Here is an 18,457-nt window from a genome sequence, read left to right as displayed (position 1 = left end):
TGCGTGGCACTTTGGCGCAGATCCAGTGGTCATAGCCTGCGAACTTCATTCGGCACCTTTTTCTAAGGGATCTAGTCATGCTCCGTTCCTTGCGCTTCGCCGCCCTGTTTGGCGGCCTTATCTTGAGTGCGTCCGCACTGGCGGTCGATATCGACGCCGCCAGTTATGGCTATCCCTTGACCAACCCGTTCGAGGCGACCATTGCCACGACGCCACCGGACCTGCGCCCCGAGCTGCCGTTGGATGAGGACATCGATCAGTCCGATCGCAGCGTCACCCTGCGCCCGGAACGCGCATTCGAACTGCCGGACAACTTCTGGCCAGTGAAAAAACTCACTTATCGCATTGCCACCCAGGATAAAGCCGCGCCGTTGATCTTCCTGATCGCCGGCACGGGCGCGCGCTACGACAGCAGCCTTAACGAATACCTGAAAAAGCTCTACTACAAGGCCGGCTACCACGTGGTGCAATTGTCGTCGCCCACCAGCTTCGACTTCATGAGCGCCGCCTCACGTTTTGCCACGCCCGGCATCACCAAGGACGACGCCGAAGACATGTACCGGGTGATGCAGGCCGTGCGGGCGCAAAACCCGAAACTGCCGGTCACCGAGTACTACCTCACCGGCTACAGCCTGGGTGCACTGGATGCGGCATTCGTCGCGCACCTGGACGAAACCCGCCGCAGCTTCAACTTCAAGAAAGTGCTGCTGCTCAACCCTCCGGTCAATCTCTACACCTCGATCACCAACCTGGACAAACTGGTCCAGACCGAGGTCAAGGGCATCAACAACACCACCACCTTCTATGAGCTGGTGCTGAACAAACTGACCCGTTACTTCCAGCAAAAGGGCTACGTCGATATCAACGACGCACTGCTTTATGACTTCCAGCAGTCCAAGCAGCACTTGAGCAATGAACAGATGGCCATGCTGATCGGCACCTCCTTCCGTTTTTCCGCGGCCGACATCGCCTTCACCTCGGACCTGATCAACCGTCGCGGCCTGATCACTCCGCCGAAAACCCCCATTACCGAAGGCACCAGCCTCACGCCGTACCTCAAGCGTGCGCTGCAGTGCGACTTCGACTGCTACATCACCGAACAGGTGATCCCGATGTGGCGTGCCCGCACCGACGGCGGCAGCCTGCTGCAACTGATCGACCAGGTGAGCCTGTATGCACTGAAGGACTACCTGCACGACAGCCCGAAAATCGCCGTGATGCACAACGCCGACGATGTGATCCTCGGCCCTGGAGACCTGGGTTTCCTGCGCAAGACGTTTGGCGATCGCCTGACCGTTTACCCGCTGGGCGGCCACTGCGGCAACATTAACTACCGCGTCAACAGCGACGCCATGCTGGAGTTCTTCCGTGGCTAAATACCTCCTGCTTATCGCCGCGTTACTCTGTGCAAGCGCTGCCAATGCCGACAACAGCAAGGCCAACGCACCGGTGGTCGTCGACAGTGACGGCTTCAAGGAGCCACTGAGCAAACTCAAGTTCAACCCGGGCCTGGACCAGCGCGAATTCGAACGTTCGACGCTTAGCGCATTGAACGTCTATGACCCGCTGGAAGAGTGGAACCGCCGGGTTTACCACTTCAACTACCGGTTCGACCAATGGGTGTTCCTGCCGGTGGTCGACGGCTATCGCTACATCACGCCAAGCTTCCTGCGCACCGGCGTCAGCAACTTCTTCAACAACCTTGGCGACGTGCCGAACCTGATGAACAGCTTGTTGCAGTTCAAGGGCCAGCGCTCGATGGAAATCACCGGACGGCTACTGCTCAATACCACCATCGGCATCGCCGGCCTGTGGGACCCGGCCACCGCCATGGGCCTGCCGCGCCAGAATGAAGACTTCGGTCAGACCCTGGGATTCTATGGTGTTCCGGGCGGCGCCTACTTCGTACTGCCGATCCTCGGCCCGTCGAACCTGCGTGATACAGGCGGCTTGGTGGTCGATTTCAGCGCCGAGAACGCCATCAACTTCCTCAACGTTGCCGAAGTCAGCTCCAACCATCCGGAAGTCTGGATCCTGCGCGCCATCGACAAGCGCCATCAGAACAGCTTCCGCTATGGCCAGCTGAACTCGCCGTTCGAGTACGAGAAGGTGCGCTACGTGTACACCGAGTCGCGCAAGTTGCAGATCGCCGAGTAATAACGGCGGGTACAAATCAAATGTGGGAGCGGGCTTGCTCGCGAAGAGTGCATGACAGTCGACATCAATGTTGGATGTGCAGCCGTCTTCGCGAGCAAGCCCGCTCCCACACTTGATCGTATTGCCAGGTCTTAGCCCTTCAGCGTCTTCCAGACTTTTCCAACAATAGAAACCCCAACCAACACCACCGCACCCGCCACAATCCCCGCCACCGCATTGAGTAACGTCGGCACGATAAATCCGGCACCGCCGGCGGCTGCGCTGACACTTTCGATCCAGTGATGCACCACCGGAACGCCGTGGGTGAGGATGCCGCCACCGACCAGGAACATCGCCGCCGTACCGATCACCGACAGGCTTTTCATCATGTACGGTGCCGCGCGCAGAATGCCACCGCCGATGCTTTTGGCCACCTGCCCCGGCTTCTGGGTCAGCCACAGCCCCAGGTCATCGAGCTTGACGATGCCCGCTACCAGGCCGTAAACGCCGACAGTCATGACGATGGCGATACCCGAGAGCACGACGACTTGCTGGGTCAGCGCCGAATCGGCCACGACGCCAAGGGTGATGGCGATGATTTCCGCCGACAGAATGAAGTCGGTGCGGATCGCGCCCTTGATCTTGTCCTTTTCGAACGCCACCAGATCGACCGCCGGATCCGCCACCGCCTCGACCAGTTCGGCATGTTCGGCCTGGTCTTCAGCCTTGCTGTGGAGGAATTTATGGGCGAGCTTTTCAAACCCTTCGAAACACAGGTAGGCGCCACCGAGCATCAGTAACGGCGTGACCAGCCACGGGACGAACGCGCTGATAGCCAATGCCGACGGCACCAGGATCAGCTTGTTGACGAACGAGCCCTTTGCGACCGCCCAGACCACCGGGATTTCCCGCTCAGCGCGCACACCGCTGACCTGCTGGGCGTTGAGCGCCAGATCGTCGCCGAGCACGCCGGCGGTTTTCTTGGCGGCCATTTTGGTCATCAACGCCACATCGTCCAGTACGGCGGCGATGTCGTCGATCAGCACGAGCAAACTGCTTCCTGCCATGAATCGGCTTTCCTTCTTGAATGAATGCCGTGCAGCATAGCGCGGCCGAGCGCCGCACGGAGCATTCTTGAGCGTCGCCGAAGGCCGGTGCTACCATGCGCCACCGCCAGTACAGGCAAGGAACCCCCTGGTTTATGAGCACCATCCGCGAGCGCAACAAACAACTGATCCTGCGTGCCGCCAGTGAAGAATTTGCCGACAAGGGCTTCGCTGCGACCAAAACCAGTGACATCGCAGCCAAGGCGGGATTGCCCAAGCCCAACGTCTACTACTACTTCAAATCCAAGGAAAACCTCTATCGCGAGGTCCTGGAAAGCATCATCGAGCCAATTCTGCAGGCCTCGACGCCATTCAACCCGGACGGTGTGCCCAGTGAAGTGCTGAGCGGCTATATTCGCTCGAAAATCCGCATCTCCCGCGACCTGCCCTTCGCCTCCAAGGTATTCGCCAGCGAAATCATGCACGGCGCCCCGCACCTGAGCCCCGACCTGGTCGAACAGCTCAACGGCCAGGCCAAGCACAACATCGACTGCATCCAGACCTGGATCGACCGCGGCCAGATAGCGCCCATCGACCCCAATCACCTGATGTTCAGCATCTGGGCCGCCACCCAGACCTACGCCGACTTCGACTGGCAAATCACCGCCATCACCGGCAAGGCCAGGCTGGATGAAGAAGATTACGAAGCGGCGGCGCAGACGATCATTCGGTTGGTGTTGAAGGGGTGTGAGCCGGACTGATAGACCGAGTCGCCTTCATTCGCGAGCAAGCCCGCTCCCACATTTGATCAGCGTCATACACAAATCCAATGTGGGAGCGGGCTTGCTCGCGAATAGCGGCGACTCGGTTATGGGTCAAACCCAGATCGCATCCCACAAAGGATAGTCGCCAAGCTTCTGAACCAGCCCAGCCCGCAATGGGTTAGCCACAACATATCGAGCCAGTTTCACCAGGTCCTCTTCTTTTCGCAGCGTATGGTCATGAAAACTCTGTTGCCAGAGGCTACCTGTTCGACCAGTCGACGAATTAACTGCACGAGTGCTCAGTGACTTCACCTGACACATCAATTGTCCTAGCGTCCCTTTCTGCAACTGGACCAACCAGTGAAAATGATCGGGCATGACCACCCAGGCCAAAGAATCGGCGAAGCCCTCATCTTGAGCTTGCTTGAATTGGTGGACAACCAATCGGCCAAGAGTGTAATCCCTGAATATGGGTTCCCGATTTAAAGTGTTGGCCGTCAGAAGGTAAATGCGGTTTTGTTCGGCATAGCGGCCGATGCGTAGACGATGCGAAGCTGACAACTCAGGCATTCCTTTGCCCTCTCTCATGTTGAAATCATGGAAAAGGCTAGATCAGCGACTACAGAGTTGCCGGGTGGACTTTTTAGCTGGATGTGTCTGGGAAATTGCCTTCGCGAGCAAGCCCGCTCCCACAGGGTTTTGCGGTGTACACACAATTTTGTGTCCAACCGCAACTCCCTGTGGGAGCGGGCTTACTCGCGAAAGCGGTCGTTCAATCACCGCAGAATCAAGCCACCACCCCAGCATCCGCCCTCAACCCCAGCGCCTCGATCGCATTGATCGCACACTGCTCATCAACATCCGACAGATCCCCGCTGATCCCCACCGCCCCCAGCACGTTCCCGTCCTGATCCCGCACCAGCACACCACCCGGTGCGGGCACGACGCTGCCCTGCCCCAGGCTATTCAATGCCGCGATGAACGCCGGGCGTTGCTGGGCGTCCAGTGCCAGCAGGCGTGAGCCTTTGCCCAGCGCGATGGCGCCCCAGGCTTTGCCGATGGCGACGTGGGGGCGCAGCAGGCTGGCGCCGTCTTCGCGTTGCAGGGTGATCAGGTGCCCGCCGGCATCCAGTACCGCGATGGTCAGTGGCGCCGCGGAGATGGCCCGCCCTGCGCTGATGGCTTCGTTGACCAGGTTGACTGCGACTTTCAAGGTTAAAGCGCTCATGGTGCCGTCCTCATTTTGTTTTTGGAAAGGCGGTGGACTGCTTCGATGTGCCGTAGTCCGATACAACAAATAGAACACAATGAATTATTTTTTTGTATACAATAATTCTCGAAAAGCGCCACATGCGACGAAAAGCCACAGTAGACCGGGCTTCCGACGAATGAAACAACCGCTTGAGAAAATGGATTGACCTGCGCCGTCCGCCGTGAATACACTCTGCGCAAAGCCACTTGTATACAATTACAAAACGTAAAGAGGCACAAAACCATGAGCAAAATGAGAGCAATCGAAGCCGCCGTTCTGGTGATGCGCCGTGAAGGGGTTGATACCGCTTTTGGCATCCCCGGTGCCGCCATCAACCCGCTGTACTCCGCCCTGCAAAAGGTCGGCGGCATCGATCACGTACTCGCTCGCCACGTTGAAGGCGCCTCGCACATGGCCGAGGGCTACACCCGCACCAAGGCCGGCAACATCGGCGTGTGCATCGGGACTTCCGGCCCTGCCGGTACCGACATGGTCACCGGGCTCTACAGCGCCTCGGCCGACTCGATTCCAATCCTCTGCATTACCGGCCAGGCACCCCGCGCCCGTATGCACAAGGAAGACTTCCAGGCTGTCGATATCACCAGCATCGTCAAGCCAGTGACCAAGTGGGCGACCACTGTTCTCGAACCGGGCCAGGTGCCTTATGCGTTCCAGAAAGCTTTCTTCGAGATGCGCTCCGGCCGCCCAGGCCCGGTGCTGATCGACCTGCCGTTCGACGTGCAGATGGCCGAAATCGAGTTCGACATCGATGCTTACCAGCCGCTGCCTCTGGCCAAGCCGACCGCTACCCGCGTTCAAGTCGAGAAGGCTCTGGCCCTGCTCGATCAGGCTGAGCGTCCACTGCTGGTAGCCGGTGGCGGCATCATCAATGCCGACGCCAGCGATCTGCTGGTTGAATTCGCCGAGCTGACCGGTATCCCGGTCATCCCGACCCTGATGGGCTGGGGCACCATCCCGGACGATCACCCGCTGATGGTCGGCATGGTCGGCTTGCAGACGTCGCACCGCTACGGCAACGCCACGATGTTGAAATCCGACGTGGTGCTGGGCATTGGTAACCGTTGGGCCAACCGTCACACCGGTTCAGTGGATGTGTACACAGAAGGCCGCAAGTTCATTCACGTCGACATCGAAGGCACCCAGATCGGCCGCGTGTTCACCCCGGACCTGGGCATCGTCTCCGACGCCGCCGCCGCGCTGACCGTGTTCATCGAAGTCGCTCGCGAATGGCAAGCCGCCGGCAAGCTGAAAAACCGCAGCGCATGGCTGCAAGACTGCCAGCAGCGTAAAGCCAGCCTGCAGCGCAAGACTCACTTCGACAACGTGCCGGTCAAGCCGCAGCGCGTCTACGAAGAAATGAACCAGGTGTTCGGCAAGGACACTTGCTACGTCAGCACCATCGGTCTGTCGCAGATTGCCGGCGCGCAGTTCCTGCACGTCTACAAGCCGCGTCACTGGATCAACTGCGGCCAGGCAGGCCCTCTGGGCTGGACCATTCCGGCGGCGCTGGGCGTGGTCAAGGCTGATCCGAACCGCAAAGTCGTGGCCCTGTCGGGGGACTATGACTTCCAGTTCATGATCGAGGAATTGGCGGTGGGCGCGCAGTTCAAGCTGCCGTACATCCATGTGGTGGTGAACAACTCGTACCTGGGCCTGATCCGTCAGGCGCAGCGCGGTTTCGACATGGATTACTGCGTACAGCTGTCGTTCGACAACCTGAACGCGCCGGAACTCAACGGTTACGGTGTCGACCACGTCGCGGTTGCCGAAGGCCTGGGTTGCAAGGCACTGCGCGTATTCGAACCGGCCCAGATCCAGCCTGCCCTGCGCAAGGCCCAGGAGCTGATCGAAGAGTTCAAGGTGCCGGTGATCGTCGAGATTATCCTGGAGCGCGTGACCAACATTTCCATGGGCACCGAGATCAACGCCGTCAACGAATTCGAAGACCTGGCGCTGGTCGGCAACGACGCACCGACTGCGATTTCGTTGCTCGATTAACAGCTGACCGCTCTCCCTGTGGGAGCGGGCTTGCTCGCGAAGGCCATTTCACATCCGACAACGATGTTGACTGACCCACCGCTTTCGCGAGCAAGCCCGCTCCCACAAGGGGATCCTCACAAGATTTATGGGAGACCACCATGCCGCGTTTCGCAGCCAACCTGTCCATGCTGTTCACCGAACAGGACTTTCTCGCCCGTTTCGAAGCGGCCGCCAAGGCCGGCTTCAGTGGTGTCGAGTACCTGTTCCCCTACGACTTCAGCTCTGCCGAAATCAAGGCCAAGCTCGACGCCAACGGTCTGACCCAAGTGCTGTTCAACCTGCCAGCCGGCGACTGGGCCAAGGGTGAGCGCGGTATCGCCTGCCTGCCGGACCGCGTTGAAGAGTTCCGCGCCGGTGTCGACCTGGCGATTGCCTACGCACAAGTGCTGGCCAACACCCAGATCAACTGCCTGGCCGGTATCCGCCCACAAGGCGTCGACGATGCCACCGTGGAAAAAACCTTTGTCGCCAACCTCAAGTATGCGGCCGACAAGCTGCAAGCGGCAGGCATCAAACTGGTGATGGAAGCGATCAACACCCGCGACATCCCGGGTTTCTACCTGAACAACACGGCGCAGGCCCTGTCGATTCGCGAGCAGGTCGGCAGCGCCAACCTGTTCCTGCAATACGACATCTACCACATGCAAATCATGGAAGGCGACCTGGCCCGCACCCTGCAATCGCACCTGGGCGAGATCAACCATGTGCAGCTCGCGGACAACCCGGGGCGTAACGAACCGGGCACGGGTGAAATCAACTACCGCTTCCTGTTCGAACACCTGGACCGCATCGGGTACCAGGGTTGGGTCGGTTGCGAATACAAGCCGCTGACCACCACGGAAGCGGGCCTGGGCTGGTTGAAAACCCATAACGCAATCTGACACAGATCCCTTGTAGGAGCTGGCTTGCCAGCGAAGGCGGTGGGTCAGTCGACATGTATGCCGGATGGCACACCGCATTCGCGAGCAAGCCCGCTCCCACAAAAGCAGCTCCCCTATTCGCTTGAGCAAGACAAAAACAAGAGGATTTTCTCATGGCTAAAATCGGATTTATCGGCACCGGCATCATGGGCCACCCAATGGCGGCGAACCTGCAAAAAGCCGGTCACAGCCTGTTCCTGTCCGCGCATCACGACGCCGCCCCCGCCGACCTGGTCGCCGCCGGCGCCGTCGCCCTGGCGAACCCGAAAGAAGTCGCCCAGGAAGCCGAATTCATCATCGTCATGGTCCCGGATACCCCGCAGGTCGATGACGTGCTGTTCCGTGCCGACGGCGTGGCTGCAGGGATCGGCAAAGGCAAGGTGGTAATCGACATGAGCTCGATCTCGCCGACCGCCACCAAGGCCTTCGCCGCCAAGATCAATGAAAAAGGCGCCCAGTACCTCGACGCGCCAGTGTCCGGCGGTGAAGTCGGCGCCAAGGCCGCGACCCTGAGCATCATGATCGGTGGCGATGCCGATGCCTTCGAACGCGCACTGCCGCTGTTCCAGGCCATGGGCAAGAACATCACCCTGGTCGGTGGCAACGGCGACGGTCAGACCGCCAAAGTGGCGAACCAGATCATCGTTGCGCTGAACATCCAGGCGGTGGCCGAAGCCCTGCTGTTCGCGGCCAAGAACGGTGCCGATCCAGCCAAGGTGCGTGAAGCGCTGATGGGCGGTTTCGCTTCGTCGAAGATCCTCGAAGTGCACGGCGAGCGCATGATCAAGGGCACCTTCGATCCGGGCTTCCGCATCAGCCTGCACCAGAAGGACCTGAACCTGGCCCTGCAAGGCGCCAAGGAACTGAACATCAACCTGCCGAATACCGCCAACGCCCAGCAAGTGTTCAGCACCTGCGCGGCGATCGGTGGCAGCAACTGGGACCACTCGGCGCTGATCAAGGGCCTGGAACACATGGCGAATTTCTCGATTCGCGATAAATAAACCCTGCACCAATCCCATGTGGGAGCGGGCTTGCTCGCGAATGCGGTTTCACATTCAACAGAGATGTTGACTGACATGGCGCCTTCGCGAGCAAGCCCGCTCCCACACTGGACCGAGTTGCCCTCCAAATAACAAGAATTCGGGAGCCCGCCATGTCGGTCGATCCGCAACAATTCCTGCGCGAGCTGTTCGCCACAGCTATCGACGCGGCCCATCCGCAGCAAGTCCTCGAAGCCCATCTGCCTGCCGACCGTAGCGGTCGGGTGATCGTCATTGGCGCCGGCAAAGCCGCGGCCGCCATGGCCCAGGTGGTCGAGCGCTGCTGGCAGGGTGAAGTGTCCGGTCTGGTGGTGACACGTTACGGTCACGGCGCTCCGTGCGAAAAAATCGAAGTGGTCGAAGCCGCTCACCCGGTTCCGGACGCAGCCGGCCAAGCGGTGGCCAAGCGTGTATTCGAACTGGTCAGCAACCTGACTGAAACCGACCGCGTCATCTTCCTGCTGTCGGGCGGTGGTTCGGCGTTGCTCGCCCTGCCCGCTGCCGGCATCACCCTGGCCGACAAGAAATCGATCAACAAGGCCCTGCTCAAATCCGGCGCCACCATTGGCGAGATGAACTGCGTGCGCAAGCACCTCTCGGCGATCAAGGGCGGCCGCCTCGGCAAGGCCTGCTGGCCAGCCACTGTCTACACCTATGCGATTTCCGATGTGCCGGGCGACCTCGCCACGGTCATCGCCTCCGGCCCCACCGTGGCCGACCCGAGCACCTCGGCCGAAGCGCTGGCGATCCTCAAGCGTTACAACATCGACGTGCCGGCCTCCGTGCGCAACTGGCTGCAAAGCGCTGAATCGGAAACGGTCAAACCCGGCGATCCGAGCCTGGCCCGCAGCCACTTCCAGCTGATCGCCCGTCCCCAGCAATCCCTGGAAGCCGCGGCGGTCAAATGCCGTCAAGCCGGTTACAGCCCGTTGATCCTGGGTGACCTGGAGGGTGAGTCCCGGGAAGTGGCGAAAGTCCACGCCGGTATCGCCCGGCAGATTGTCCAGCACGGCCAACCGCTGGCCGCGCCCTGCGTGATTCTCTCGGGTGGCGAAACCACGGTCACCGTTCGCGGCAACGGCCGTGGCGGGCGCAACGCCGAGTTCCTGCTGAGCCTGACCGACAGCCTCAAGGGCTTGCCCGGTGTCTATGCCCTGGCCGGCGACACCGACGGCATCGACGGTTCCGAAGACAACGCCGGCGCCATCATGACCCCGGACAGTTACAGCCGTGCCGCCGCCCTCGGCCTGAGCGCCAGCGACGAGTTGGACAACAACAATGGCTACGGCTATTTCCAGGCGCTGGACGCACTGATCGTCACCGAGCCGACCCGAACCAACGTCAACGACTTCCGCGCCATTCTGATCCTTGAGAGCCCTAAACATGACGCCTGATAAAAAGGTCAAGATCCTCGCCACCCTCGGCCCTGCCACCGACGGGATCGAAGACATTCGTGAACTGGTGCAGGCCGGTGTGAACATCTTTCGCCTGAACTTCAGCCACGGCGATCACGCCGACCACGCCAAGCGCTATCAGTGGATCCGTGAAGTCGAGCGCCAGCTGAATTATCCGTTGGGCATCCTGATGGACCTGCAAGGTCCGAAACTGCGGGTCGGCAAATTTGCCGAGGGCAAGGTACAACTGTTTCGCGGCCAGGCCTTGCGCCTGGACCTCGATACCACGCCGGGTGACGAGCGCCGGGTCAACCTGCCCCACCCGGAGATCATCGCGGCGCTGGAGCCAGGCATGGACCTGCTGCTGGACGACGGCAAGCTGCGCCTGCGGGTGGTCACCAAGTACGCCGACGCCATCGACACCACCGTGCTCAACGGCGGCGAACTGTCGGACCGCAAGGGCGTGAACGTGCCGCAAGCGGTGCTCGACCTGAGCCCGCTGACCGCCAAGGATCGCCGCGACCTGAGCTTCGGCCTGGAACTGGGGGTGGACTGGGTGGCGCTGTCGTTCGTCCAGCGTCCGGAGGACATCATCGAAGCCCGCGCGCTGATCGGCGACAAGGCGTTCCTGATGGCCAAGATCGAGAAGCCGTCGGCGGTGACGCAATTGCGCGAAATCGCCGAATTGAGCGACGCGATCATGGTCGCCCGCGGTGACCTGGGCGTGGAAGTGCCGGCCGAAAGCGTGCCGCAGATCCAGAAGAACATCATCAGCACCTGCCGCGAGCTGGGCAAGCCGGTGGTGGTGGCGACGCAGATGCTCGAATCGATGCGCTTCTCCCCTGCGCCAACCCGCGCGGAAGTCACCGATGTCGCCAACGCGGTGGCCGAAGGGGCCGACGCGGTGATGCTGTCGGCGGAAACCGCGTCCGGCGAGTACCCGCTGGAAGCCGTGCAGATGATGAGCAAGATCATCCGCCAGGTGGAAAACGGCCCGGACTATCAGAACCAACTGGACGTCAGCCGACCGAAGGCCGAAGCGACGGTCAACGATGCGATCAGCTGCGCGATTCGCCGTATCAGCAATGTGTTGCCGGTGGCGGTGCTGGTCAACTACAGCGAGTCCGGCACCTCGAGCCTGCGCGCTGCCCGTGAACGGCCGACGGTGCCAATCCTCAACCTGACGCCGAACTTGCAAACCGCTCGTCGCTTGACCGTGGCCTGGGGCGTGCACTCGGTGGTCAACGATCGCCTGCGCCAGGTGGACGAAGTGTGCTCGACGGCCCTGGAAATTGCCCAGGCCCAGGGCATGGCGCAGCGTGGCGATACGTTATTGATCACGGCGGGTGTGCCGTTTGGGCAGCCGGGGTCGACTAACTCCTTGCGTATCGAGACGTTGATCTAGCGCCTGCACTGGCCCTTTCGCGAGCAAGCCCGCTCCCACATTGGAATGCATTCCAAATGTGGGAGCGGGCTTGCTCGCGAAGGAGGCGACACGGTTTAACTGAAACACCAAAGACTTCATCATGCCTGCCAACCACTTCAACACCCACTGCCCCGACTGGGCCGAAGCCTTGCTCAACGGCTTCAGCCAGATATTCCTCCAGCGCAATCCGCTGTGCGGCTTGCTGATCCTTTCGGCCATCCTGTTCACCGCCCCGGCCCTGCTCGGCGGAGCGTTGCTCGGCGGTGTCGCCGGATTGCTCACCGCGCAACGTCGCAACTATGCCAAGGCTGATCGTCAGGCCGGGCTGTTCAGCTACAACGGCGTGTTGCTCGGCCTGCTGCTGAGCCTGTACTTCCCCTGGTCGGCGATGATGCCACCGCTGATTCTGGCCGCCGGTGGCCTGAGTGCGATGATCACTCAACAATGGCTCAAACGCGTGCGGTTCAGCCAATACCTCCCCGCGTACACCACGCCATTCGTCGTGTTGAGCTGGGTACTGTTGTGCTTCGCCACGCCCTCGACCGAGGCGCATTTGATCGAGGTCAGCACACTGAACATGCTCGCCGCCCCACTCAAGGGCCTCGGTCAGGTGATGTTTCTCGGTCATCCGCTGGCCGGGGCAATGATTGCCGCCGGTTTGCTGATCGCCGATCGTCGCGCCTTCTGCTGGGCGTTGCTGGCGTCTGTTGCGGGCATGGGCTGGAGCCTGCTGCACCACGACTTCTACACCGCACTGCTGGGCCTGGGTGGCTATAACGCCGTGCTCGCCGCCCTCGCCTTCAGCACGCAGCGCCAGCAGCCGTGGCTGCCACTGCTCGGTATCGCCGCAGCGCTGCTGCTGACGCCGATGTTTGCCGCTATCGGCCTGCCCACCCTGACTGCGCCGTTCATCCTCGCCGGCTGGCTGATCCGTACGGCAACTCAGGTGCTCGGCAAAGCGCGGGACGCCAGTGCGCCTTGCGCTTCAGGGGAGAATCAACCTAGGCTGCGCTGATCATTGAGTCAGGCGTTATCCATGGACAGCAGCAAAAACTGGCGTGAAGACCTCTACGTCATGATTTTCCAGAGCGACACCAAGGCGGGTCGGCGCTTCGACGGCATTCTGCTGTTGATCATCCTCGCCAGCCTGGTGATCGTGATGCTCGACAGCATCGACACCGTTCACCGTAACTACGCCGACGTGCTGGCGTATATCGAGTGGGGTTTCACCGTCATCTTCGCCATCGAATATGGCCTGCGCCTGTACTGTTCGCCCAAGCCCCTGCGCTACGCCTTCAGCTTTTACGGCCTGGTGGATCTGCTGGCGATCGTACCCGGCATCCTCGCACTGTATTACGCCGATGCGCAGTACCTGTTGATTATCCGGATCATCCGGATGCTGCGGATTTTCCGCGTGCTCAAGTTGAGCCCTTACCTGAAGCAAGCCAACTACCTGATGTCCGCCCTGCGCGGCAGCAAGCAGAAAATCGTCGTGTTCCTGGTGAGTGTCTGCACCCTGGTGACGGTGTTCGGCACCTTGATGTACGTGATCGAAGGCCCGGAACACGGCTTTACCAGCATTCCCAAGGGCATCTATTGGGCGATCGTGACGCTGACCACCGTGGGCTTTGGCGACATCGTGCCGAAGACGCCTTTGGGCCAGGTGATTTCCTCGCTGGTGATGATCACCGGTTACTCGATCATCGCCGTGCCGACCGGTATTTTCACCGCCGAACTGGCCAATGCCATGCGTGGCGAACAGTTGCAAACTGACTGCCCGGTGTGCAAGAAAAACAGCCATGAACACGGCGCCGCGTTCTGCTCGCGCTGCGGCAATGCTTTATTCAAGAAAATAGAATAAGCAAAGAGCTTTTTAATCTTTAAACGACTATGCGAGCCCGGCTATAGTCGCTGGCAAATTGCCTGTTTTTTAATAAAAACATCTTCTCGAACAAGGAATTCGCAGTGAAAAAACTCTTTGGCGCCTCCCTTCTGGTCGCTGGCCTGGCACTGTCCAGCATGGCACACGCCGCACCGACCCTGCTCAACGTTTCCTACGACGTGATGCGCGATTTCTACAAGGACTACAACACTGCGTTCCAGAAACACTGGCAAGCCGAACACAACGAAAACATCACCCTGCAGATGTCCTTCGGTGGCTCCAGCAAACAGGCGCGTTCGGTCATCGATGGCCTGCCCGCTGACGTGATCACCATGAATATGGCCACCGACATCAACGCCCTGGCCGATAACGGCAAACTGATCCCGGACAACTGGGTGACCCGCCTGCCGAACAACAGCGCGCCGTTCACCTCGGCCACCGTGTTCATCGTCCGCAAAGGCAACCCGAAAGCCCTGAAGGACTGGCCAGACCTGCTCAAGGACGGCGTGCAGGTCATCGTGCCAAACCCGAAAACTTCGGGTAACGGCCGCTACACCTACCTGTCGGCCTGGGGCTATGTACTGAAAAACGGCGGCGACGAGAACAAGGCCAAGGACTTCGTCGGCAAGCTGTTCAAGCAAGCGCCGGTGCTCGATACCGGTGGCCGCGCCGCCACGACGACCTTCATGACCAACCAGATCGGCGACGTGCTGGTGACCTTCGAAAACGAAGCGGAAATGATCGCCCGTGAGTTTGGCCGCGATCAGTTCGAAGTGATTTACCCAAGCGTCTCCGCCGAAGCCGAGCCACCGGTGTCGGTGGTCGACAAGACCGTCGACAAGAAAGGCACCCGCGCCGCCGCCGAGGAATACCTGAAGTACCTGTGGTCGCCAGAAGGCCAGGAGATCGCTGCCGCCAACTACCTGCGTCCACGTGACCCGGCCGTGCTGGCCAAGTACACCGACCGCTTCCCGAAAGTGGACTTCCTGTCGGTGGAGAAAACCTTCGGTGACTGGCGCACCGTGCAGAAAACCCACTTCAATGATGGTGGGGTTTTCGACCAGATTTACGCCCAGTAACCACAATCCCCGCAAGCCTTTGCAGGCTGCGATCTTTTGATCTTGAAAATAAAAGTCAAAGATCGCAGCCTGCGGCAGCTCCTACAGGGGTGTGGCGCTAGCTCAGGTTGCCGCAGAAAATAGCCTGGTGACCATCGGCCGGGCTTTCACGCACGACCAGGGCATAACCGCCCGCTCGCAGCGTTTCCACGGCGACCGGTGCACTCTTCCAGAAATACTGGTGCGACGCCTGCGAATAGAACCGCGCATTCGGACCGTCATTCATGTCATAGGCCGGTTTCGCACCCAGGCTCGCGCAGCTTCCCGAATAGATATAGGCCTCCAGACGGCCCGGCAAAGCACTTCCCATGCTTTCGCCACTGACCGCGAACCAGAACACCGTTGCTTTACCGTCGGACATCATGATGGGCCGGGCGATGTTCCCGGCATTGATGGAAGTAGCGTTCAGGGGAACGATGGTGACCTGGCTGTCAGGTACTGTCGAGCACCCGAAGATCGACCCAACCGCTACCACCAACGCTAGCGAAGATACGATTTTCATCGTGATACTCCCGCTTTGTAAGGACACGTTGAAGTGATCCCCCTGTAGATTCTAGCTGTCAGGGCAAAGCGGGTGTTTCTTCGGATGGTCGGTCAACCGCTGGCAATCATTACGCCATGGCATGATTACTATCAGTCCAAACTCTCTTCCACCGTTGCGTTCAAGCCTTTAGCCTGCGCGCATTCCCTTCTGTTCAACGAGACACGTTATGACCCCAGCGACCCAGGTGCCCCACGGCACCGCGACAATGACCCGAGGCATGGTGCTGCTGTTCGCCTTCTGCTGCGGTGCGATCGTCGCCAACATCTACTATGCGCAGCCAATCATTGGGCTGATCGCACCGGACATCGGCCTGACCAGCACCATGGCCAGCCTGATCGTGTCGCTGACCCAGATCGGCTATGCCCTGGGCCTGTTCTTCCTCGTACCCCTGGGTGACCTGCTGGAAAACCGCCGGCTGATGATCATCACCACCCTGGTGGCGATCGCCAGCCTGCTGGGCGCGGCGTTCACCGATCAGCCGAACGTGTTTTTGCTGATTTCGCTGCTGGTGGGTTTCAGCTCGGTGTCGGTGCAGATCCTGATTCCACTGGCCGCGCACCTGGCGCCGGAAGAATCTCGCGGCCGCGTGGTCGGCGGGATCATGGGCGGCTTGTTGCTGGGGATCTTGCTGGCGCGACCGGTGTCCAGCGTGGTGGCCGATCATTTCGGTTGGCGGGCAATGTTTGTCATTGCCGCACTGTTGATGGCGGCGATCAGCATCGTGCTGGCGCTGACCATCCCCAAGCGCCAACCTGACCACAGTGCGTCCTATGGCCAGTTGCTGGGTTCGCTCTGGACGCTGCTGCGCCAACAACCGGTGTTGCGCCAACGGGCGTTTTACCAAGGCTGCATGTTCGCCACCTTCAGCCTGTTCTGGACCGCCGTGCCGCTGGAACTGGCGCGCAATCATGGCCTGTCGCAAAGCCAGATCGCGATTTTCGCCCTGGTCGGCGCTATCGGCGCCATTGCCGCGCCTATCGCCGGACGCCTGGCCGACGCCGGGCATACCCGCAGTGCGTCATTGCTGGCCCTGCTGTTTGCCAGCCTGAGCTTCCTGCCCGCCTTCATCCACCCGGCCTACAGCGTGATCGGCCTGGCAGTGACCGGCGTGGTCCTGGACTTCTGCGTGCAAATGAACATGGTCCTCGGTCAACGCGCGGTCTATGCCCTGGACGCCAAGAGCCGCAGCCGCCTGAATGCCTTGTACATGACCAGCATCTTCATCGGCGGCGCGTTTGGCTCATCCGTGGCCAGTGCGGTGTATGAGCACGGTGGCTGGTTGTGGATCGTGATCGTGGGCAGTGCGTTTCCCCTGGTGGCGTTGTTGCGGTTCCTCAGTGTTTCACAGAAGGCTTCGCTGGCGACGGCATAACGACTCATGCGCCAGGCGGGCAAGTCGGTTTGCCCGCCAAGGCGATGTTACTGTCAATTACGAACCAGCTTCTCCATCGCCGCATCCGCGAGGAACGACGAGCGGCTTTTGACATTGTGCTCGCGCACATAACGGTCAATGCGCTGGATCACATAGCCGGGCAACGTCACGGATCGCAGGTTTTGCCAGCGCCTGCTTTGACCGGAGCGTGGTTGTCACGCATCCCGGTCAGGCGCATGCGCCGGGCTCGTCGAGGCAGGCCAATAGTCGCTCGACGGTGCGCTCCAGTGACCCGGAGTTGTCGAGCACGTGCACTGATGGATCATCGGCCAGCAGGTGCTCACTGAAACGGGCATTGCGCGCCAGGCGCTGGTCGATCTCGGCCACGGACTCACGACCCCGCGCCAGCAAGCGCTGGCGCAACACAGCCTCGTCCACAGTCAGCAACACCGCCACCACGTTCGGATAATGCTCGCGAGTATCGTGCAGGTGCCCCCGCGAGCCGTTCACCAGCACGTCCTGCCCGGCAGCCAGCCAGTCGTCGATTTCACGTGGAATGCCATAGGTCAGGCCATTGGCGTGCCAGCTCAGGGCAAACGCGCCCTGGGCCTCCATCTCTATGAACTGCTCAGGACTGACCCCCAACGCCGCTTCGCCAACGGCTTCCGCCGATCGCGTAATGACCCGCCGCACGATACGGCAGCCTCGCTCGGCCAAACGTGTTCGCGCGGCATCGAGCAGGCTGTCCTTGCCCGAGCCCGAAGGCCCGATGAGATAGATCAATCTACCTGACATCCAATCACCCTCTTCGCTTGTCGCCCTACTTGCTGGACCACCGGTTAGTTTTCTTGTCGCGATCAGAGAGCCCGGTGGCCATGAAGCACTCACGGTACCTGGATCCCTGCACGATCTGGCGCTGGCCCGGCGAGTGGTCCATCACCATTGACCGGGTGTGCCGCCAATAGTGTGGCCGGGCTTAATCCTTGAGCTGCCGCAGGCTGCGATCTTTTGACTTTGCTTGCAAGAACAGATTCAGCCCTACAAATAAGGCGACCCCGAAGGTCGCCTTTTGCGTTACTGCCCGAACTGCCGTCCCAAACCACCCGGCACGCCCTGGATGTCCGTCTCTTCCCACGGCCCGTTGGGGCTGATCGAGCGGCTCCAGCCGTTATCCCAACGGTAGTAGGTGCGCTGGCGATAGAACGTGTTCGGTTGACCGTCGAGCACGTACACACCCAGTTTCGGATCCCAATGACTGTTACCCCCCGGTGGCGGCGCAAAGCTCGCGGAGGTGCGCGGCAACGGCTTGGCCGGTTTGGCCGGCGTGGTCGGCTTGCTCGGCACCGTCGTCGGCGCCGGCTTGGTACTCGGCTGCGACGGCGGGATCGGTGGCGGGGTCGTCTGCTCGGGTGGCCGTTGGACCGCACAAGCGCTCAGCCCCAAAACAACGCTGAGCAGTGTGATACGAGCAATGGCGGTCATGGTGGCGTTTCCTGTTA

General features: G+C 60.7%; 18 protein-coding genes and 1 pseudogene. 12 read left to right on the top strand and 7 right to left on the bottom strand.

Annotation, left to right across the window (positions count from 1 at the left end; translation table 11 throughout):
• The first annotated feature begins 77 nt into the window (after positions 1–77).
• Positions 78–1,376 carry a serine/threonine protein kinase gene (locus tag DKB71_RS08800; protein WP_408600096.1) on the top strand — a complete coding sequence of 433 codons (1,299 nt, stop codon included), beginning with the start codon at positions 78–80 and terminating at the stop codon, positions 1,374–1,376.
• Positions 1,369–2,157 (top strand): VacJ family lipoprotein, encoded by a 789-nt coding sequence (locus tag DKB71_RS08795; RefSeq protein WP_274074892.1) that lies wholly within the window; start codon positions 1,369–1,371, stop codon positions 2,155–2,157. Before DKB71_RS08800 ends, DKB71_RS08795 begins: the two co-directional genes overlap by 8 nt.
• Positions 2,158–2,288: 131 nt before the next feature.
• Here the strand turns inward: DKB71_RS08795 and DKB71_RS08790 are convergent, their stop codons facing one another.
• Positions 2,289–3,203: a DUF808 domain-containing protein gene (locus tag DKB71_RS08790; RefSeq protein ID WP_408600095.1), complete on the bottom strand. Its 915-nt coding sequence runs from the start codon at positions 3,201–3,203 to the stop codon at positions 2,289–2,291.
• A 134-nt stretch (positions 3,204–3,337) separates the two neighbouring features.
• On the opposite strand from DKB71_RS08790, the gene DKB71_RS08785 reads away from it, so the two are divergent.
• Positions 3,338–3,943, top strand: a complete 606-nt coding sequence (locus tag DKB71_RS08785) for a TetR/AcrR family transcriptional regulator (RefSeq protein WP_274074890.1) — start codon at positions 3,338–3,340, stop codon at positions 3,941–3,943.
• Positions 3,944–4,057: 114 nt separating this feature from the next.
• Here DKB71_RS08785 and DKB71_RS08780 read toward each other — a convergent pair whose 3' ends face one another.
• Positions 4,058–4,516: an REP-associated tyrosine transposase gene (locus DKB71_RS08780; RefSeq protein WP_408601065.1), complete on the bottom strand. Its 459-nt coding sequence runs from the start codon at positions 4,514–4,516 to the stop codon at positions 4,058–4,060.
• A gap of 217 nt (positions 4,517–4,733) precedes the next feature.
• The gene (locus tag DKB71_RS08775; protein WP_077184045.1) at positions 4,734–5,174 is read right to left on the bottom strand and encodes a heme-binding protein; all 441 of its coding nucleotides are present in this window, start codon (positions 5,172–5,174) and stop codon (positions 4,734–4,736) included.
• A gap of 267 nt (positions 5,175–5,441) precedes the next feature.
• Here DKB71_RS08775 and gcl point away from each other — a divergent pair, with 267 nt between their 5' ends.
• The 8 genes from gcl to DKB71_RS08735 all read left to right on the top strand — a co-directional run bounded on the left by gcl (position 5,442) and on the right by DKB71_RS08735 (position 15,003).
• Complete coding sequence (gcl, locus tag DKB71_RS08770; protein WP_046819365.1) at positions 5,442–7,217, top strand: glyoxylate carboligase; 1,776 nt, start codon at positions 5,442–5,444, stop codon at positions 7,215–7,217.
• 140 nt (positions 7,218–7,357) lie between these two features.
• A complete protein-coding gene (gene hyi, locus DKB71_RS08765) occupies positions 7,358–8,140 on the top strand; it encodes a hydroxypyruvate isomerase (protein ID WP_408600093.1) in 783 nt (260 codons plus the stop codon).
• Between the two features lie 152 nt (positions 8,141–8,292).
• Positions 8,293–9,183: a 2-hydroxy-3-oxopropionate reductase gene (locus DKB71_RS08760; protein ID WP_408600092.1), complete on the top strand. Its 891-nt coding sequence runs from the start codon at positions 8,293–8,295 to the stop codon at positions 9,181–9,183.
• Positions 9,184–9,335: 152 nt separating this feature from the next.
• Positions 9,336–10,616, top strand: a complete 1,281-nt coding sequence (locus DKB71_RS08755; protein WP_408600091.1) for a glycerate kinase — start codon at positions 9,336–9,338, stop codon at positions 10,614–10,616.
• Entirely contained in the window at positions 10,606–12,021 is a 1,416-nt protein-coding gene (pyk, locus tag DKB71_RS08750) for a pyruvate kinase (RefSeq protein WP_323609093.1), read from the top strand. The genes DKB71_RS08755 and pyk overlap by 11 nt, the downstream gene beginning before the upstream one ends.
• 121 nt (positions 12,022–12,142) lie before the next feature.
• On the top strand, positions 12,143–13,057 hold the full coding sequence (locus tag DKB71_RS08745) for an urea transporter (protein WP_408600089.1): 915 nt from the start codon (positions 12,143–12,145) through the stop codon (positions 13,055–13,057).
• 21 nt (positions 13,058–13,078) lie between these two features.
• The gene (locus DKB71_RS08740) at positions 13,079–13,903 is read left to right on the top strand and encodes an ion transporter (RefSeq protein WP_274074883.1); all 825 of its coding nucleotides are present in this window, start codon (positions 13,079–13,081) and stop codon (positions 13,901–13,903) included.
• A 104-nt stretch (positions 13,904–14,007) separates the two neighbouring features.
• Positions 14,008–15,003 (top strand): sulfate ABC transporter substrate-binding protein, encoded by a 996-nt coding sequence (locus tag DKB71_RS08735; RefSeq protein ID WP_408600088.1) that lies wholly within the window; start codon positions 14,008–14,010, stop codon positions 15,001–15,003.
• A gap of 97 nt (positions 15,004–15,100) precedes the next feature.
• On the opposite strand, the gene DKB71_RS08730 is transcribed toward DKB71_RS08735, so the two are convergent.
• Positions 15,101–15,544, bottom strand: a complete 444-nt coding sequence (locus DKB71_RS08730; protein ID WP_408600087.1) for a hypothetical protein — start codon at positions 15,542–15,544, stop codon at positions 15,101–15,103.
• 208 nt (positions 15,545–15,752) lie between these two features.
• Between DKB71_RS08730 and DKB71_RS08725 the strand changes: the two genes are divergently transcribed.
• Positions 15,753–16,958 carry an MFS transporter gene (locus DKB71_RS08725; protein ID WP_274074880.1) on the top strand — a complete coding sequence of 402 codons (1,206 nt, stop codon included), beginning with the start codon at positions 15,753–15,755 and terminating at the stop codon, positions 16,956–16,958.
• Between the two features lie 53 nt (positions 16,959–17,011).
• On the opposite strand, the pseudogene DKB71_RS08720 reads toward DKB71_RS08725, so the two are convergent.
• The 3 genes and pseudogenes from DKB71_RS08720 to DKB71_RS08710 all read right to left on the bottom strand — a co-directional run.
• A pseudogene (locus tag DKB71_RS08720) lies at positions 17,012–17,131 on the bottom strand (type II toxin-antitoxin system HicB family antitoxin); the annotation flags it as partial.
• Between the two features lie 55 nt (positions 17,132–17,186).
• Positions 17,187–17,753, bottom strand: a complete 567-nt coding sequence (gene phnN / locus DKB71_RS08715; protein ID WP_406592591.1) for a phosphonate metabolism protein/1,5-bisphosphokinase (PRPP-forming) PhnN — start codon at positions 17,751–17,753, stop codon at positions 17,187–17,189.
• 279 nt (positions 17,754–18,032) lie between these two features.
• A complete protein-coding gene (locus DKB71_RS08710) occupies positions 18,033–18,440 on the bottom strand; it encodes a hypothetical protein (protein WP_323609085.1) in 408 nt (135 codons plus the stop codon).
• Positions 18,441–18,457: the final 17 nt, after the last annotated feature.

Source organism: Pseudomonas sp. PLMAX, assembly GCF_046042685.1.
GTDB classification, from domain to species: domain Bacteria; phylum Pseudomonadota; class Gammaproteobacteria; order Pseudomonadales; family Pseudomonadaceae; genus Aquipseudomonas; species Aquipseudomonas putida_AE.
The sequence above is the reverse complement of the archived record's forward strand: the minus strand, read 5'-3'. Positions and strand labels throughout refer to the sequence as shown.

What these genes read in the sequence shown, in the direction of transcription:
- DKB71_RS08780 (WP_408601065.1), bottom strand. Translation starts at nt 4,516, where the DNA reads ATGCCTGAGTTGTCAGCTTCGCATCGTCTACGCATCGGCCGCTATGCC.
- DKB71_RS08790 (WP_408600095.1), bottom strand. Translation starts at nt 3,203, where the DNA reads ATGGCAGGAAGCAGTTTGCTCGTGCTGATCGACGACATCGCCGCCGTA.
- DKB71_RS08745 (WP_408600089.1), top strand. Translation starts at nt 12,143, where the DNA reads ATGCCTGCCAACCACTTCAACACCCACTGCCCCGACTGGGCCGAAGCC.
- DKB71_RS08760 (WP_408600092.1), top strand. Translation starts at nt 8,293, where the DNA reads ATGGCTAAAATCGGATTTATCGGCACCGGCATCATGGGCCACCCAATG.
- DKB71_RS08730 (WP_408600087.1), bottom strand. Translation starts at nt 15,544, where the DNA reads ATGAAAATCGTATCTTCGCTAGCGTTGGTGGTAGCGGTTGGGTCGATC.
- DKB71_RS08755 (WP_408600091.1), top strand. Translation starts at nt 9,336, where the DNA reads ATGTCGGTCGATCCGCAACAATTCCTGCGCGAGCTGTTCGCCACAGCT.
- hyi (WP_408600093.1), top strand. Translation starts at nt 7,358, where the DNA reads ATGCCGCGTTTCGCAGCCAACCTGTCCATGCTGTTCACCGAACAGGAC.
- DKB71_RS08775 (WP_077184045.1), bottom strand. Translation starts at nt 5,174, where the DNA reads ATGAGCGCTTTAACCTTGAAAGTCGCAGTCAACCTGGTCAACGAAGCC.
- phnN (WP_406592591.1), bottom strand. Translation starts at nt 17,753, where the DNA reads ATGTCAGGTAGATTGATCTATCTCATCGGGCCTTCGGGCTCGGGCAAG.
- DKB71_RS08785 (WP_274074890.1), top strand. Translation starts at nt 3,338, where the DNA reads ATGAGCACCATCCGCGAGCGCAACAAACAACTGATCCTGCGTGCCGCC.
- pyk (WP_323609093.1), top strand. Translation starts at nt 10,606, where the DNA reads ATGACGCCTGATAAAAAGGTCAAGATCCTCGCCACCCTCGGCCCTGCC.
- gcl (WP_046819365.1), top strand. Translation starts at nt 5,442, where the DNA reads ATGAGCAAAATGAGAGCAATCGAAGCCGCCGTTCTGGTGATGCGCCGT.
- DKB71_RS08710 (WP_323609085.1), bottom strand. Translation starts at nt 18,440, where the DNA reads ATGACCGCCATTGCTCGTATCACACTGCTCAGCGTTGTTTTGGGGCTG.
- DKB71_RS08725 (WP_274074880.1), top strand. Translation starts at nt 15,753, where the DNA reads ATGACCCCAGCGACCCAGGTGCCCCACGGCACCGCGACAATGACCCGA.
- DKB71_RS08740 (WP_274074883.1), top strand. Translation starts at nt 13,079, where the DNA reads ATGGACAGCAGCAAAAACTGGCGTGAAGACCTCTACGTCATGATTTTC.
- DKB71_RS08800 (WP_408600096.1), top strand. Translation starts at nt 78, where the DNA reads ATGCTCCGTTCCTTGCGCTTCGCCGCCCTGTTTGGCGGCCTTATCTTG.